A 16,073-nucleotide genomic window follows, 5' to 3' on the forward strand; every position below is an offset into this window, starting at 1 on the left:
TCAATAGTGCACGCCGCGCCCGGGCATCCCGAGATGACGTTTGAACAGACATTGCCACCCTACGGGTTGGCACAGGAAACAGGACACCCCATGGCCATCATCCGCCCGACTCTCGAACAAGTGCAGGATCTCGCCAGCCGCCTGCACATACAGCTGACACCCGAGCAAGCCAGCGAATACCTGGCACTTATGCAACCCAGTTTTGATGCCTATGATCTCGTCGATGAGTTGCCAGACTTCATCCCTCCAGTGCGCTATGAGCGCAGCTCTGGTTATCGCCCTTCAAGCACGGATAATCCGCTAAACGCCTGGTACTACAGAACGGAGGTGATGGGTGCCAGTTCGGGCAAACTTGCTGGCAAGACGGTAGCGCTCAAAGACAATATCTCTCTGGCCGGTGTCCCCATGATGAACGGTGCCGCACCACTGGAGGGTTTCGTACCGTCGTTCGATGCCACCGTGGTGACGCGTTTGCTCGACGCTGGGGCAACCATCCTTGGCAAAGCCACTTGTGAGCATTACTGCCTCTCCGGTGGTAGCCACACCTCGGACCCGGCTCCTGTGCACAACCCTTATCGCCATGGTTTCACCACCGGCGGCTCCTCTTCTGGCAGCGCGGCGCTTGTGGCGTCGGGCGAGGTCGACCTGGCTGTCGGTGGAGACCAGGGCGGCTCCATCCGCATTCCGGCAGCATGGTGCGGCATTTACGGAATGAAGCCCACCTTCGGTCTGGTGCCCTATACCGGCGTCATGGCGATCGAGTCCACTTTCGACCATGTCGGCCCCATGACGAGCAACGTGCGCGATAACGCTCTCATGCTGGAAGTGATGGCCGGAGCCGACGGGCTCGACCCTCGCCAGAGCGCCCCCAAGGTCGATGCCTATTGCGATTATTTGGAGCGAGGCGTGATCGGACTCAGGATCGGGGTTCTCCAGGAAGGCTTCCAACTCGCAAACCAAGATCCACGTATCGCAGAAAAGGTGCGCAGCGCTATCGCCCGACTCGAGGCGTTGGGCGCGCGGGTCGAGGAGGTCTCGGTTCCCGAACACACCCTGGCGGGATCGTTGTGGAGCCCAATCGGCTGTGAAGGCCTGACCATGCAAATGATGCATGGCAACGGAGCGGGTTTTAACTGGAAGGGGCTTTACGACGTGGGCCTGCTGGACAAACAGGCCGGTTGGCGCGATCAGGCGAACGCATTGTCCCCGTCACTCAAGCTCTGCATGTTCGTGGGCCAGTTCGGTCTGGAGCGCTACAACGGTCGCTACTACGCCAAGGCCCAGAACATTGCGCGCTTTGCCCGAGCTGCCTATGACAAGGCGTTGAACACCTATGACCTGCTCGTCATGCCAACCGTACCAATCACCGCTCAGCCGCTGCCGGAACCGGGGTCTTCAATCACCGAGACCGTCACTCGTGCGTTGGAGATGTTAGGCAACACGGCCGCTCAGGACGTTACCGGGCACCCCGCCATGTCGATCCCTTGTGGCCTGGTGGACGGACTGCCCGTAGGGCTGATGTTTGTCGCAAGACATTATGCCGAAGGCACCCTCTACCAAGCCGCAGCTGCATTCGAGGCCTCTGTCGATTGGCGGACGTTGTAAACCTGCGCATCGCATTGGCGAACAAACACCGGCAAGTAGCACTGAAAGTAAGTACCAACTTCAGAGGAGCCAATACATGAGCCATACGCACGAACATCATCACCATCACCATCACCATCACCATCACCATCACCATCACGACCACACCGAGCCACCCGAGACCATCGCCTTGCGTGTCAAGGCGCTCGAATCCCTGTTAATAGAAAAAGGCCTGGTCGACCCAACCGCCATGGATGCTCTGGTGGACACTTACCAACACAAGGTCGGCCCGCGCAACGGCGCTCAGGTGATCGCCAAGGCCTGGTCCGATCCCGAATACAAACATCGGCTGCTGGACGATGCCACGGCGGCCATTGCCGAACTGGGTTTTTCCGGCGTGCAGGGCGAAGACATGGTGGTGGTGGAGAACACCGCGACCGTGCACAACGTGACGGTCTGCACGCTGTGCTCCTGCTACCCCTGGCCGACCCTGGGCCTGCCCCCAGCCTGGTACAAATCCGCGCCCTATCGCTCACGGATCGTCATCGATCCGCGCAGTGTGCTGGCCGAATTCGGTTTGCTTATTCCCAATGACAAGGAAGTTCGCGTCTGGGACAGCAGTGCTGAGCTGCGCTACCTGGTACTGCCGGAACGTCCGGCTGGCACTGACGGCTGGAGCGAGGAACGACTGGTCGAGCTGGTGACGCGGGACGCCATGATCGGCACCGGCCTGCCCAAGACGCCGGGCGACGAAGCCTGACCCCGAGAAGGAGAAAACCATGAACGGTGTACACGACTTAGGCGGTATGCACGGTTTCGGCCCGGTGCTCACCGAAGAAAATGAACCGATCTTCCATCACGACTGGGAGCGCAGGATCTTTCCGCTGTTCGCCTCGCTCTTCGTCGGCGGACACTTCAATGTCGACGAGTTCCGGCATTCCATTGAACGCATGGAGCCGTCTGAATACTTGCAGTCGAGTTACTACGAGCACTGGCTGCACGCCTTCGAGACCCTGCTGCTGGAAAAAGGCGTGATCAGCGCTGCCGAACTGCAGGGCACGGCCAAACCGACCTCACCGGCACAGCCCCCTACGGTGCTCACACCGGACATCGTCGAGGCGGTGATCCTCGGGGGAGCCTCTTCCCGGGCAAAGGAACATGTCAGCGGCCGCTTCCGGGTCGGTGACCGGGTGCGGACGAAGAATCTCAATCCAACCACCCACACTCGACTGCCGCGTTACGCGCGCGGCAAGGTCGGGACAATCGAGATTGCACACGGAGCGTTTGCTACCCCAGACACGATGGCCCACGGTCTAGGCGAACAACCCCAACAGGTCTATGCCGTTCGCTTCAGTGCTACAGAGTTGTGGGGAGTGGCGCGACCGGACAGTGTTTGCATTGATCTGTGGGACAACTATCTGGAGGCCGTATGAGCGCAAGCATGCCTTTCATCCCGCCAATAGCCGGTCTGTCTCTCGACGATGAAGGCCCGGTGTTCGACAAACCTTGGCAGGCCCAGGCCTTTTCCCTGCTGCTGCACCTGCACCAAACCGGTCTGTTTCCCTGGAAGGACTGGGTGCAGGTATTCAGCGACGAGATCAAGGCTGCCCCGGCGCAACCCGGAGAAAGCGTCAACGACACTTACTACCGGCAATGGATTACAGCGATGGAAAGAATGATCACCACACTCGGCTTAGCGGGTATGGAAGACATCACCCAGCGCACCGAGGAATGGCAGCGAGCTTACTTGAATACCCCCCATGGACAACCGGTGGCACTGCTCAATGCGAGTTGCCCACCGGCCCATGGAAACGGGCACGAACACCTGCCACGGCACGAGCCCGTAGCGATCAGCCGTGCCACTCGCTGAGGCCTGGATCGTCTTATTTTTAACTTTCGAGGTCGCGAAGCGGCCAAGGGGCAATCGTCATGCATATCGAACCTAACCTGGTGGAAGCTGGAAAAATCTGGCTGAGCTATGTCACTGCCGCAGGTGTCGGCGCCTACACCCTCAAACTCGCTGCGCAAGCCATCGGTGAGCGTGGTGTCTTCTCGCTGCTAGCTCGCACTGTCACTGCCACGGCCTTGGTGTTCAGCTTCTTCGAGCTACTACCGCACTATCCAGTCGGTGTTTCCGAGGTGCATCTCATCCTGGGGTCAACCCTGTTCCTGCTGCTTGGCGCCGCCCCCGCGGCGGCGGGTCTCGCCCTGGGACTGCTGATTCAGAGCCTGTTCTTCGCGCCATTCGACCTGCCGCAATACGGCATGAACATCACCACCCTTCTGGTACCGCTGTTCGCAGTCGCTACCCTGGCGAAACGCATCATCGCGCCAAACACGCCGTACGTGGAGCTGAGCTATAGACAAGCTCTGGGGCTGTCGACGGCCTTCCAGGCGGGCATTGTCGCCTGGGTTGCCTTCTGGGCCTTCTACGGGCAAGGCTTCACAGCAGAAAACGCAATGTCAATTCTGACCTTCGGCAGTGCCTACATGACCGTTGTCACCCTCGAGCCGCTGTTGGACCTGGCCGTGCTGGCCGGTGCCAAGGCAACCCATCGATTGCGTGGTAGCACGCTGGTCGAGCGCCGGCTGTACCAGGCCGCCTGAGTCAGCGTACGCCAGTCCAAGTTCAGACCGTCCCCGGGCATTCGAAGGCCGTAATGCTCGGGGCATCAAGAGCAAGAACCGCCCAGAAACCTCGTGAGCAAAGGCAGAGGTATTGATGTTTTTCAGAAATAGCACTCGCAAGGAGCTGAAGCTGCTCGGCGACAGGCTGGAACAACCCGATGGCGAGGGGGTATCCATAGCGGCGAAAGATTCGTTACTGCGGCGGGTACTGGATGGCATAGAACGCCTGCTCGCCGATCGCACGGCGCTCCGACGGCCAGAGCCGGTGAGGCCGAAAGGGCTTCGCAGTAGTCGCCGACGAGGTCCGCAAGCTGGCCACCCGTACCAGCCAGGCGCTCCAACAGGCGGCCGACATGATCGAGAAGTACTGAGTTCGAGCTACTCGGTGCGAATGGGGGGAAAAATGGGGCATAACTCGATTTTTTTGAGCTGAAACCACCGTCCTAGAGCCCAGTCAAAATGTTTTTCGGGGATCCTGAGAGTCTCTGAATCATACCAGAGCAACCTGTCATGTGGACGGCTGCGGTTCACTGCCCGTCCTGCCCCAGAACTCTTCGGCAGACTGACTGAGGACTGCTTTTGGGCGAGTCAGATGAATTTCCAAAGGTATATCCCAGCTTTCGTCGAGCGCTCTGACTAAGCGCCCATCCAGGATTTCTTGCTCGGTGAGGCTCTTGGGTAACCACGCCACGCCTTTGCTTTCCAGGGCCATGGACATGAGTACCGCTGCAAGGTGGCTGCTGAAAAGTGGTTTGAGGTGGAGGTAGTCTTCCTTGCCACGCAGTCTGTGAGCAACGATACGCCCCAGTCCAGACTCATGGGTGTAAGCGAGGTATGGCAATGCCGCAGGCGAGGTGCCGAAGTTAGCGCAAGCACTCGCAAGAGGAACGAGAACGTCCTCACCCACCTTTTTGCTGATGAACTGATCGGGAGCCAGTAGAGGCGGAACGTCGGGATGACGGTGGCAGAGCAGAAACTGGACGTGGCCATGTATCAGCATCTGCTCACAAACAGCCATGCTATCCGAGTGCAGTTTCACGGCCTCAATCGGGGCACCGTTTTCCGAGCTTCGAAGCCACTTGGGGAAAAAAGTAAACGACAGCGAGTGAGTTGCAGCGAATTGCAGCGACCTGGCTGCCATTCCAGCGACCTCCTGAGCCTCGTTGCGCATCCGGTACAAATGTCGGGCAGCTTCCTGGGCGCTGGGCAAAATTTTCCTTCCTGCCTCGGTAAGGATGGCTCCTTGTGGGGTGCGCACAAACAGTTCAACCCCCATCCAATTCTCCAATGAACGCACTCTGCGACTGAAAGCCGGCTGAGTAACATGCCGCGCTTCTGCGGCACGAACAAAGCTGCCGTATTCCGCTAGCGCTGAAAGATCTTCGAGCCAAACGAGTTCCAAGGGCCATGCCTCCCGTGCATAGGGTGCGGCATTAATAGCATTGGGCGGGTGACATCGCAAAGCATAACGTGGGGTCACAAACAACAAGAGGACCCCGTCATGCGCATCGTAGATATTCGTGAAAAAACTGTGTCTATCGCCTCGCCGATCGCCAATGCCTACATCGATTTTTCGAAAATGACCTGCTCAGTTGTCGCGGTCATCACAGATGTGATTCGCGACGGCAAACCCGTCATCGGCTATGGCTTCAACTCCAACGGTCGCTACGGCCAAGGCGCACTGATGCGTGATCGCTTCCTGGCGCGCATCACCGAAGCTGATCCGGATACGCTGGTCGACCATGAAAACAACAACCTGGATCCGTTCGCCATCTGGAAAACCCTGATGACCAACGAAAAGCCAGGCGGCCACGGCGAGCGCTCGGTCGCCGTTGGCACCATCGACATGGCTGTATGGGATGCCGTCGCCAAGATTGAAGGCAAACCGCTGTATCGCCTGCTGGCTGACCGCTACCGTAACGGCGTCGCGGATGACAAGGTCTGGGTCTATGCAGCAGGTGGCTACTACTACCCTGGCAAAGATCAGACCAAGCTCAAAGCAGAAATGCAGAGCTATCTGGATCGTGGCTACGATGTCGTCAAGATGAAAATTGGTGCGGTACCACTGGATGAAGATATTCGTCGCATCGAAGCGGTGCTTGAGGTGGTTGGCGACGGTCGTCGATTGGCGGTCGATGCCAACGGGCGTTTCGATCTACAGACCGGTATTGCTTACGCTGAAGCCATCAAGAAGTACAACCTCTTCTGGTACGAAGAGGTCGGCGATCCGCTGGATTATGCACTCCAGGCTGAGCTTGCCAATCACTATGAGCTGCCCATGGCCACTGGGGAAAACCTGTTCTCCCACCAGGATGCTCGTAACCTCCTGCGCCACGGCGGTATGCGACCTGACCGCGATTACCTCCAGTTCGACTGTGCTCTGTCCTACGGTCTCGTGGAGTACATGCGCACCCTGAAGGTGATGGAAGAAATGGGCTGGTCTTCCCGCCGTGTGGTTCCTCATGGTGGTCACCAGATGTCCCTGAACATCGCAGCCGGACTGCACTTGGGCGGCAACGAATCTTACCCTGACGTGTTCCAGCCCTTCGGCGGTTTCGCTGACGGCATCCGGGTCGAAAACAGCTATGTCGGGCTGCCGGATATTCCAGGTGTCGGCTTCGAAGCCAAGTCCGCTCTGTACGCAGTCATGCGTGAGCTGGGCGAAGGCTGATCACCCTCGATCTGCGGTTTCTTTGAAAGAGGCCGCAGACTTAGGCGTCACCCAGTGACGCCAAGCCACATGCCCATCACAAAAATAAAATGAGGTGCTTACGTGGAAACTTCCAAGTCCCGCTGGTACAGCCAGCTGTATGTCCAAGTGCTGATCGGCATCGTGATCGGTGCAGCAATCGGTTACTTCGTACCTGATATCGGAGCCAAGCTCCAGCCCTTCGCCGATGGCTTCATCAAACTGATCAAAATGCTATTGGCGCCGATTATTTTCGGCACCGTGGTCGTGGGTATCGCAAAGATGGGCAGTATCAAAGAGGTCGGTCGGATTGGCGTAAAAGCGCTGATCTACTTTGAGATCCTATCCACCATCGCCTTGGTCGTTGGTCTCATCGTCGTCAACATCGTCAAGCCCGGCGTCGGCATGAACATTAACGCCAGCGCGCTTGATGGAAGTGCTGTCAGCAAGTACAGCCAGGCTGCCAGTGAACAGGGTGGCATCATTGATTTCTTCCTCAACATCATCCCCCCGACGTTCCTTGGCGCATTTTCCAATGGCGTCATGCTCCAAGTCATCCTGCTTTCGGTATTGATGGGTATTGCTCTGGTTCAAATGGGTGAAACCAGCAAACCGCTGATCAACACCATAGATCTGTTCCTGCAAGGGCTGTTCAAGATCGTTGCCATGGTCATGCGCTTGGCGCCCATTGGGGCTGGTGCAGGTATGGCGTTCACGATCGGCAAGTACGGGATTGGTACCTTGCTGTCACTCGGTCAGTTGCTGGTCGCGCTCTACATCACAACCCTGGCTTTCATCGTGGTTGTGCTCGGTTCGGTTGCCAGATGGTCAGGTATGCCGTTGATGCAATTTCTCCGCTATTTCAAGGATGAAATTCTCATCACGCTTGGCACCTGTTCAACAGAAGCCGTGCTGCCACGAATGATGGTGAAACTTGAAAAGCTTGGCTGCAAAAAATCGGTGGTGGGCATGGTGCTGCCTACGGGTTACACCTTCAATGCAGATGGCACCTGCATCTATCTCACCATGGCCGCTATCTTCATCGCCCAGGCGACCAATACCCCCCTGAGTTTCATGGATCAGATGATTCTGTTAGGCGTATTCCTGCTGACATCCAAAGGCTCGGCCGGTGTGGCGGGTGCGGGGTTTGTGACGTTGGCTGCAACGCTGACAACCATCCACTCCATTCCACTGGTGGGACTCGTTTTGCTCTTGGGCATTGACCGGTTCCTGAACGAAGCGCGGGCCGTGACCAATCTGATCGGCAATGGCATCGGCACCATCGCCATTGCCAAGTGGGATAATTCGTTCGATGTCGAGGCCTGCGAGCGTGAAATTGCTGCCATGAAAAATGAAAAGGCGGCACGGAAGGCATTGCTGGCGCAAAAATAATCTGTAAGCGATCCGGTCATTGCGCGTCAAAAGCGGCTATGACCGGTAGTGCCTTCCAGGTCTCGTTCAACACATGAGGCCTAATGTCCGCAATCAACGCGACCTACGAGGCGCTGGGCGGACAAAGTGGCATGGAGGAAGGCGCGTTACTCTTTTTCAGACTTTCGGGGCTGCCAGCACACAGACCATCCATCACCAAGTTCATCAGTCTTGCGAGACGCGAGCGCCATTCGCTCTGGGCATCCATTTGCCATATTCCAGCGATGGCTAGAAAGAAGTCATCATTGGTTATCCCGCTGCGAATCGTTCCGGCCTTTTCATTTGCCCTCAAAAGCAACTCGGCTGCCGCCTGGACGGGAGCGTATCCGCACTTTCCCGGGAACTCATAAATGGACGCAGCTTGTTGTATGGCAGTCGCGAGCCCTGCCTTCGTCATCGCATATTCAGCAAGGCAGTCCATCCATTCACGGAGGGCCTCTTTAGGTGGTTTGGTCGCGAGGAACTGTTCCGCCAACGCTGCCACCTGCTGCATCTCGAATTGATAAACCTCGAATACCAGCTTCTCTCGGGTGGCGAAATGGCGATAGAACGTGCCCTGCCCCACACCAGCCTTCTTGGCGATCGTGCTCAAGGGAACCGCAGGATCGCGAGTCAGCTCAACCACCGCGACCTCCAGTATCCGTTCGCGGTTTTTCTTGGCGTCAGAACGCATCACCAGCTCGTCAGTCATGAGCAAAGTTTTCCTTCAATGCATTGCTAAGCGGACAGCTGTCCGGTATTTTCTAAAAGTGGACACTTGTCCGATTAACCGTTTTCCCTTGGAGTTTACTATGAACGGCACTGGCAACACGATTCTGGTTACTGGCGGCACCTCGGGCATCGGCCTCGGTCTGGCGCTCAGGCTTCATCAGGCGGGCAATAAAGTCATCATCGCTGGACGTCGCAAGGCTCTGCTCGACAAGATCGCGTCGGAGCATCCAGGTATTGAATCAGTATTGCTGGACATCTGCGATCCGCACTCCATCCAGCGCAGCAGCGAAGCGCTTGCGATCAGCCATCCAAATCTCAACGTTCTCATAAACAATGCCGGGATTATGCAGTGGGAGAATCTGACTGAGCCGCAAGGCCTGCGCACAGCCGAAGATATCGTGACAACGAACTTACTTGGCACGATTCGCATGGTGTATGCATTTACTCCCCAACTGCTCAAACAACCCAGCGCAACCATTATGAACGTCAGCTCGGCCCTGGCATTCGTTCCACTACCTGCCACACCGACCTACAGCGCCACCAAGGCAGCGGTTCATTCGTTCACTCAAAGTCTTCGAGTACAGTTGGAGGACTCCTCCGTCGAAGTTATCGAGCTTGCGCCGCCGGGTGTGCGCACCACTTTGCTCGGGCAGGAAAATGACGAGCACGCGATGCCTCTGGAGGAGTTTTTGGATGAAATCTTTGAACTGCTAAAGATCTCTCCGACCCCATCAGAACTCGTTGTTGAGCGCGCCAAACCATTAAGGTTTGCTGAAGCGACGGGTTCACATGACGAAGTGTTGAAAATGCTTGCGGCGTACAAACCTCCGGCAGAGTGACATTGACCTTGTGGGTATTGCCTTATGCGGTCATTCGGCTAACCAGATGAGATCGCTCCAGGCAACCACATGCACACGGATCGTGCATTGTTTACCAACAGCATGACCTCTCATTCTTGAAAAGTCGTATTTACCAGAGTCAGACGACAGGCGTGCGCATCCCAGGTTGCAGGCTTCACGGTGCGCTAATTCATTCGCATACCCAGGCAGACAGTCACTTAAATATTGGTTGTAGGTAAGGAGGTTCTTAAAGTGAAAATCGGAATTATCGGTGCCGGCAATATTGGGGCTACCCTAGCCCGCAAGCTCGCTGCGTGCGGCCATGAAGTTAAGCTGGCAAACTCGAAAGGCCCTCAGAGCATCCAGAACCTTGCCAATGAAATCGGCGTGCACGCGGTGACCAGGGAAGATGTTGTTTCCGAGGTAGACGTGATCATCCTCTCGATCCCCTTCGCGAAATACCCAGATCTCAAACAGACGCTGAGTAGTGTCCCCAAGAAAATCGTCGTAATTGACACATCCAATTATTATCCCGGGCGCGATGGGGCAATCAAGGAAGTTGATGACGGCAAGCCCGAGAGCATTTGGGTAAGCGAGCAGATCGGCCACCCGGTCATCAAGGCTTGGAACGCGGTCCTCGCAGCGACCCTTGCCGACAATAGGCAGGCAGACGGGGCTGCAGCACGCATCGCCTTACCGGTAGCCGGGGATGACACTCAGGCTGAGTCAATCGCACGGCATCTCGTTGAGGATACGGGCTTTATCGCACTTGCCGCGGGTAGCCTTGAAGATTCGTGGCGTCAGCAACCAGGTACACCCGCCTACTGCACCGAGCTGACATTGCCGGAGCTGAAATTGGCGCTGCAAGCGGCAGACAAGGCGCGAGCGCCTCAAAACCGCGACGCATTGATCGCCAAGTTTATGACTCCCGACAGTCAGTTCACACACGAGCAAATTGTTGCCACCAACCGCGCTATGACAGCCTGACTATCGTGTTCGATTGCTGAAAATCATGGTGGTCGCCCTTCGTACGACCACCCCCTTTAAAACACGAAGCTATGCCCCAACTCCCCTTCCATCCAACCCAAGAATCGCCTGACCCTGGGAAAACTGGAGTGAGCCTTCGGGAACACCAGGTGGTGGGCGGCCACCGGAGAACTCAAGGCTTCGGGGGCGACCTCAACCAGCGAACCATTGGCGAGGTATTTTTGTGCCAGCAGTGTGCTTTCGAGGGCGAATCCCAAGCCGTGGCTCGCCGCTTCCAGGCTCATGTAGGATCGGTCAAAACTCAAGGCGTAGGGTTTTTCAGGGCGTGCCAGGCCATGCTGGGCGAACCACTCAGGCCATCGGAGCAAGGTCGCTTCGGAAAGGATCAGATCTTCAGCCAGGAGATCGGTTGCGTTTTTTACCGCGCAGCGCGCGATCAGCTTGGGCGAAGCCAGCACAGCGAAGCTCTCGTTGCGCACGGTGCGCACTTCATAGCTGGGCCAATTCGGCCGACCGTGGCGAATATCGACATCGATCTTGTCCTGGCTGAAATGCAGCGATTCGTAGGAGCAAGACAAGTTGATCTGGATGTCCGGGTTGCTCAGGCGAAATGACTCCAACCTTGGCATCAGCCAGAGCAAGCCAAAGCTGGGGGAGGAATGCAGCCGCAGGCAATCCAGACTGACGTCACTCGCTGCCCGCTCGGTGGCGACCTCGAGGCTCTGCAACAAACCGGAAATGTCCTTCAAGTACTGCTCACCGACCGGTGTCAGCGTCACCCCACGGGCTGCCCGCACGAATAACTGTCGGCCAATCATGACCTCCAGTTTGGCCAGTTGGTGGCTGATCGCTGACGGCGTGAGGTCCAGCACTTCGGCGGCTCTTGCCAGGTTGCCAAAACGGGCGGTCTGCTCGAAGGCTTGAATTGCTCTCAGCGGTGGCAGGTTGGATGAAGGGGTATCGTCCTGGCGCATCGGTATTCAGCCTATTGTTTTTGGTCTCGAACGGGTAAGTGCCATTCAAGCATTTGCGATCCGCGTTGACGAGTGCTGAATTTTATTCATCTAGCAGTGACGTTTGCGTTATTGCTCGACATGTCGAGGGAGCCCACTCTGAGTCATCGATCGCTGAATCGAACCATAAAAACAATCAGAGGTACCCCTCATGCTTCTTCAAGACAAAGTCGCGATTATCACTGGCGCCGCATCCGAACGTGGTATCGGCCGGGCAACGGCTGTCACCTTCGCCAGACACGGTGCTCGCGTCGTGATCCTGGATCTCGACGAGGCCGCCGCCCGTGATGCCGCGGCCACCCTCGGCGAAGGCCATCTGGGCCTGGCTGCCAACGTCGCCGACGAAACGCAAGTCAAAGCCGCCGTCGCCAAGGTTATCGAGCGCTACGGCCGTATCGACGTACTCGTCAACAATGCCGGCATCACGCAGCCGATCAAGACCCTGGATATACGCCCAAGCGACTACGACAAGGTCCTGGATGTCAGCCTGCGCGGCACGCTGTTGATGTCCCAGGCGGTCATTCCGCTGATGCGCGCTCAGGCTTCGGGCAGCATCGTCTGCATGTCATCCGTATCGGCCCAGCGTGGCGGCGGCATTTTTGGCGGCCCACACTACAGCGCAGCGAAAGCCGGCGTGCTCGGGCTGGGCAAGGCCATGGCGCGCGAATTCGGCGCAGACAACATTCGCGTCAACTCCATCACGCCAGGCTTGATCCATACCGACATCACCGGCGGGCTGATGCAGGATGAGCGCCGCCACGCGATCATCGAAAGCATCCCGCTGGGTCGTCTGGGCGCCGCGCAGGATGTCGCCAATGCGGCTCTGTTTCTCGCCAGCGACTTGTCCTCTTACCTAACCGGCATCACGCTCGATGTAAACGGCGGCATGTTGATCCACTGACGACAGGTGTAACCACCGCCGCCCATTAAGTTCTGGATCGAAGATACGTCGGGCTCAAGCCCGGCGTTCTATAAAAACAAGAGATCAGACCATCATGATGACCACCATGACGCTCGACGCTGTGTCCACAGTGCGCTCAAGCGCGTATCGCAAAACCGCCTGGCGACTGATGCCTTTCCTGATGCTGTGCTACCTGTGCGCTTACCTGGACCGGGTAAATGTCGGGTTTGCAAAGCTTCAGATGATGAGTGACCTGTCCCTGAGCGAGACCGTATACGGGCTCGGCGCCGGCATGTTCTTTCTTGGTTATTTTCTCTGCGAAGTGCCAAGCAACCTCATTCTCCACAGGGTCGGTGCCCGCCGCTGGATCGCGCGCATCATGATCTCGTGGGGCATCATCTCCGCCCTCTTCGCCTTCGTGGAAACGGCCTGGCAGTTCTATACGCTGCGTTTTCTGCTCGGGATCGCCGAAGCGGGTCTCGCCCCGGGCTTGCTGCTCTACCTCACTTACTGGTTCCCCTCTTACCGCCGGGCAAAAATGACCGTGCTGTGGTTCATTGCCATCCCCCTTTCAGGAATGATCGGTGGACCGCTCTCAGGCTACATCATGACCAAGTTCGCAGGCTTTCACGGTTGGGCGGGCTGGCAGTGGATGTTCGTGATCGAGGCCATTCCGACCGTCATCGTTGGCCTGATGGTGCTGGCTTACCTCAAGGATGGCGTCCACCAGGCGACCTGGCTCACGGAGGAAGAAAAAGCCCTGGTCAGCAAAGAACTGGCCGAGGACAACAGCCGCAAAGTCACCCATGCATCGGTCGGGGCGTTCCTGCGGGACCGCCGCCTGTGGATTCTCGCTTGCATCTACTTTTGCGTGGTCATGGGCCAGTACGCGATCACCTTTTGGCTGCCGACGCTGATCCGTAACGCAGGCGTTGCCGATCCGATGCACATCGGATTGCTCACCAGCCTCCCTTACTTGTGTGCCATCGTCGCGATGGTGCTCATGGGCCGCAGCGGCGACAAGCACCAGGAGCGCCGCTGGCATCTGGTCGGGCCAATGATTGCCGGCGCTTTGGGCCTCACGTTGGCTGCGGTGTTCGGCGGCAACCTGATGCTGTCGGTGTTGTTCTTGTGCCTTGCAGCAGCAGGCGTGTTGTCGGCGTCTTCACTGTTTTGGATGCTGCCTACCACATTGCTCGGTGGCGTCTCCGCCGCAGCGGGGATCGCCGGGATCAACAGCTTCGCCAATCTTGCGGGGTTCTGCTCGCCGTACCTGATTGGATGGATCACCACCACGACCGGTTCGAGCGCCATCGGCATGTACCTGATTACCGGTGTGCTGTGCATCGGTGCCTGCTTGGTGCTGCGCATTCCCGCCGCTTCGGTCAATCGTTGAGTTAACGGAGAATTTCCATGACTGCCACTTTATCCCGCGCCTCCACCACCACCCTGGTGCAACGGGCCCATAACATTCGCCGCCATGCCTTGCGCATGGGGCAAGTCCAGGGCCAGGGCTATGTCGGCCAGGCGCTGGGCGCCGCAGACTTGCTGGCTGTGTCGTACTTTCACGCCTTGAACTACAAGCCCGAACATCCCGAGTGGGAACAGCGCGATCGTTTTTACCTCTCCATCGGCCACTACGCGATCGCGCTGTATGCCGCTCTGATTGAGGCTGAAATCATTCCACTGGATGAGCTTGAAACCTACGGTTCGGATGACAGCCGCCTGCCCATGTCTGGCATGGCCGCCTACACCCCCGGCATGGAGATCACCGGTGGCTCGCTGGGCCAGGGGCTGGGCATCGCCGTAGGCGCCTGCCTGGGTTTGAAGCGCAAGCAATCCGCCTCTTTCGTTTACAACCTGTTATCGGATGGCGAACTGAATGAGGGCTCCACCTGGGAAGCGGTCATGTCAGCCTCCCATTGGAAACTCGACAACCTGATCGCCATCGTCGACGTGAACAATCAGCAAGCCGACGGGCACTCCAGCGAGGTGCTGGCATTCGAACCTATCGTTGATCGATGGCAAGCCTTTGGCTGGTTCACTCAGCGAGTAGACGGTAATGACCTGGACGCCCTGGTCAAGGCGTTCGACGCCGCCCGCAGCCATCCCACCGCGCAACCGCGCGTCATCATCTGCGATACCAAGATGGGCAAAGGGGTGCCGTTCCTGGAAACCCGCGAAAAAACTCACTTCATTCGCGTGGACGAGCATGAATGGGATGTGGCCCTGAACAACCTCGAAGAAGGCAAAACAGCATGAACAACTCACACAACACTAACGCTCAGGTGCCCGCGGTCGCGAAGAAAAAACTGACGACCTCGGCGATGATTGCCTCGATTGCCGCTGAAGGTCAGGCCACCCAATCGGCGCCCTTCGGTCACGCCTTGGCCGCACTCGCGAACCAGCGCCAGGATATCGTGGGTTTATCGGCTGACTTGTCCAAATACACCGACCTGCACATTTTTGCGAAGGCGCACCCCGAGCGTTTCTACCAGATGGGTATGGCTGAGCAGTTATTGATGAGTGCGGCAGCGGGCATGGCGCGGGAGGGATTCGTGCCCTTCGCCACCACTTACGCGGTATTTGCTTCGCGCCGGGCCTATGACTTCATCTGCATGGCGATTGCCGAGGAAAATCTCAACGTCAAAATCGTTTGTGGTTTGCCAGGACTGACCACCGGATATGGCCCCAGCCATCAGGCGACTGACGACTTGGCGATCTTCCGCGCCATGCCGAACCTGATGATCGTCGACCCCTGCGACGCCCTGGAAATCGAACAGGCGGTTCCTGCCATTGCCGCCCATCAAGGGCCCGTCTACATGCGGTTACTGCGGGGCAACGTACCGCTGGTGCTCGACGAATACGGTTATAAGTTCGAGATCGGCAAAGCCAAGACTCTGCGCACGGGCAACGAGGTTTTAATCATTTCCACTGGTTTGATGACAATGCGTGCTTTGGAAGCGGCCAAGGAACTTCAGGCTGACGGCGTGGATGTCGCAGTGCTTCACGTCCCCACCATCAAGCCTTTGGACGAGCAGACCATTCTGGCTGAGGCGAGAAAGCCGGGACGACTGGTCGTGACGGCGGAAAACCACTCCATCATCGGTGGATTGGGCGAAGCCGTGGCGACCGTGCTGTTGCGCAATGGCGTCACGCCGACGTTCCGGCAAATCGCGCTGCCGGACGCCTTTCTCGATGCTGGAGCGCTTCCGACATTGCACGATCGCTACGGGATTTCCACCCAGGCTGTGTGCGCGCAGATCAAGGGTTGGTTATAGGGTTTAGAA

Annotated in this window: 16 protein-coding genes and 1 pseudogene; 14 read left to right on the forward strand and 3 right to left on the reverse strand. The window is 57.6% G+C overall.

From position 1 onward, the window contains the following. The first annotated feature begins 90 nt into the window (after window positions 1-90). The 6 genes and pseudogenes from GN234_RS03670 to GN234_RS30275 all read left to right on the forward strand — a co-directional run. Window positions 91-1,605, forward strand: coding sequence for an amidase (locus tag GN234_RS03670; protein WP_109755444.1), 1,515 nt, complete (start codon window positions 91-93; stop codon window positions 1,603-1,605). A gap of 76 nt (window positions 1,606-1,681) precedes the next feature. Next, on the forward strand, window positions 1,682-2,344 hold the full coding sequence (gene nthA / locus GN234_RS03675; RefSeq protein WP_176687904.1) for a nitrile hydratase subunit alpha: 663 nt from the start codon (window positions 1,682-1,684) through the stop codon (window positions 2,342-2,344). A gap of 19 nt (window positions 2,345-2,363) precedes the next feature. After that, a complete protein-coding gene (gene nthB, locus GN234_RS03680) occupies window positions 2,364-3,017 on the forward strand; it encodes a nitrile hydratase subunit beta (protein WP_025569547.1) in 654 nt (217 codons plus the stop codon). Next, window positions 3,014-3,454: a nitrile hydratase accessory protein gene (locus GN234_RS03685; protein WP_109755442.1), complete on the forward strand. Its 441-nt coding sequence runs from the start codon at window positions 3,014-3,016 to the stop codon at window positions 3,452-3,454. Before nthB ends, GN234_RS03685 begins: the two co-directional genes overlap by 4 nt. Window positions 3,455-3,513: 59 nt before the next feature. Then, window positions 3,514-4,191, forward strand: coding sequence for an energy-coupling factor ABC transporter permease (locus GN234_RS03690; RefSeq protein ID WP_176687905.1), 678 nt, complete (start codon window positions 3,514-3,516; stop codon window positions 4,189-4,191). A gap of 276 nt (window positions 4,192-4,467) precedes the next feature. Then, window positions 4,468-4,583: pseudogene (locus GN234_RS30275) on the forward strand (methyl-accepting chemotaxis protein); the annotation flags it as partial. 137 nt (window positions 4,584-4,720) lie between these two features. On the opposite strand, the gene GN234_RS03695 reads toward GN234_RS30275, so the two are convergent. Next, window positions 4,721-5,614, reverse strand: a complete 894-nt coding sequence (locus GN234_RS03695) for a LysR family transcriptional regulator (RefSeq protein ID WP_109755441.1) — start codon at window positions 5,612-5,614, stop codon at window positions 4,721-4,723. A 99-nt stretch (window positions 5,615-5,713) separates the two neighbouring features. On the opposite strand from GN234_RS03695, the gene GN234_RS03700 reads away from it, so the two are divergent. Both GN234_RS03700 and dctA read left to right on the forward strand, forming a co-directional pair. Next, complete coding sequence (locus GN234_RS03700; protein WP_109755440.1) at window positions 5,714-6,883, forward strand: mandelate racemase/muconate lactonizing enzyme family protein; 1,170 nt, start codon at window positions 5,714-5,716, stop codon at window positions 6,881-6,883. A 102-nt stretch (window positions 6,884-6,985) separates the two neighbouring features. Continuing rightward, complete coding sequence (dctA, locus tag GN234_RS03705) at window positions 6,986-8,293, forward strand: C4-dicarboxylate transporter DctA (protein ID WP_176687906.1); 1,308 nt, start codon at window positions 6,986-6,988, stop codon at window positions 8,291-8,293. 103 nt (window positions 8,294-8,396) lie between these two features. On the opposite strand, the gene GN234_RS03710 is transcribed toward dctA, so the two are convergent. Next, window positions 8,397-9,023 (reverse strand): TetR/AcrR family transcriptional regulator, encoded by a 627-nt coding sequence (locus tag GN234_RS03710; RefSeq protein ID WP_162893826.1) that lies wholly within the window; start codon window positions 9,021-9,023, stop codon window positions 8,397-8,399. 100 nt (window positions 9,024-9,123) lie between these two features. Between GN234_RS03710 and GN234_RS03715 the strand changes: the two genes are divergently transcribed. Together GN234_RS03715 and GN234_RS03720 are read left to right on the forward strand one after the other, a co-directional pair. Then, window positions 9,124-9,882 carry an SDR family oxidoreductase gene (locus GN234_RS03715; RefSeq protein WP_116832393.1) on the forward strand — a complete coding sequence of 253 codons (759 nt, stop codon included), beginning with the start codon at window positions 9,124-9,126 and terminating at the stop codon, window positions 9,880-9,882. Between the two features lie 252 nt (window positions 9,883-10,134). Then, window positions 10,135-10,869, forward strand: coding sequence for an NADPH-dependent F420 reductase (locus GN234_RS03720; protein WP_233459529.1), 735 nt, complete (start codon window positions 10,135-10,137; stop codon window positions 10,867-10,869). Window positions 10,870-10,925: 56 nt separating this feature from the next. On the opposite strand, the gene GN234_RS03725 is transcribed toward GN234_RS03720, so the two are convergent. Then, entirely contained in the window at window positions 10,926-11,843 is a 918-nt protein-coding gene (locus tag GN234_RS03725) for a LysR substrate-binding domain-containing protein (protein WP_116832391.1), read from the reverse strand. Between the two features lie 190 nt (window positions 11,844-12,033). Between GN234_RS03725 and GN234_RS03730 the strand changes: the two genes are divergently transcribed. The 4 genes from GN234_RS03730 to GN234_RS03745 all read left to right on the forward strand — a co-directional run bounded on the left by GN234_RS03730 (window position 12,034) and on the right by GN234_RS03745 (window position 16,064). Further along, a complete protein-coding gene (locus GN234_RS03730) occupies window positions 12,034-12,783 on the forward strand; it encodes an SDR family NAD(P)-dependent oxidoreductase (RefSeq protein WP_109755436.1) in 750 nt (249 codons plus the stop codon). A 94-nt stretch (window positions 12,784-12,877) separates the two neighbouring features. Next, a complete protein-coding gene (locus tag GN234_RS03735; RefSeq protein ID WP_163858786.1) occupies window positions 12,878-14,179 on the forward strand; it encodes an MFS transporter in 1,302 nt (433 codons plus the stop codon). A gap of 17 nt (window positions 14,180-14,196) precedes the next feature. Beyond that, window positions 14,197-15,045 carry a transketolase gene (locus tag GN234_RS03740; RefSeq protein WP_109755434.1) on the forward strand — a complete coding sequence of 283 codons (849 nt, stop codon included), beginning with the start codon at window positions 14,197-14,199 and terminating at the stop codon, window positions 15,043-15,045. After that, window positions 15,042-16,064 carry a transketolase family protein gene (locus GN234_RS03745; RefSeq protein ID WP_109755433.1) on the forward strand — a complete coding sequence of 341 codons (1,023 nt, stop codon included), beginning with the start codon at window positions 15,042-15,044 and terminating at the stop codon, window positions 16,062-16,064. Before GN234_RS03740 ends, GN234_RS03745 begins: the two co-directional genes overlap by 4 nt. Window positions 16,065-16,073: the final 9 nt, after the last annotated feature.

Origin of the sequence: Pseudomonas bijieensis (assembly GCF_013347965.1) — a bacterium.
Lineage (GTDB): Bacteria > Pseudomonadota > Gammaproteobacteria > Pseudomonadales > Pseudomonadaceae > Aquipseudomonas > Aquipseudomonas bijieensis.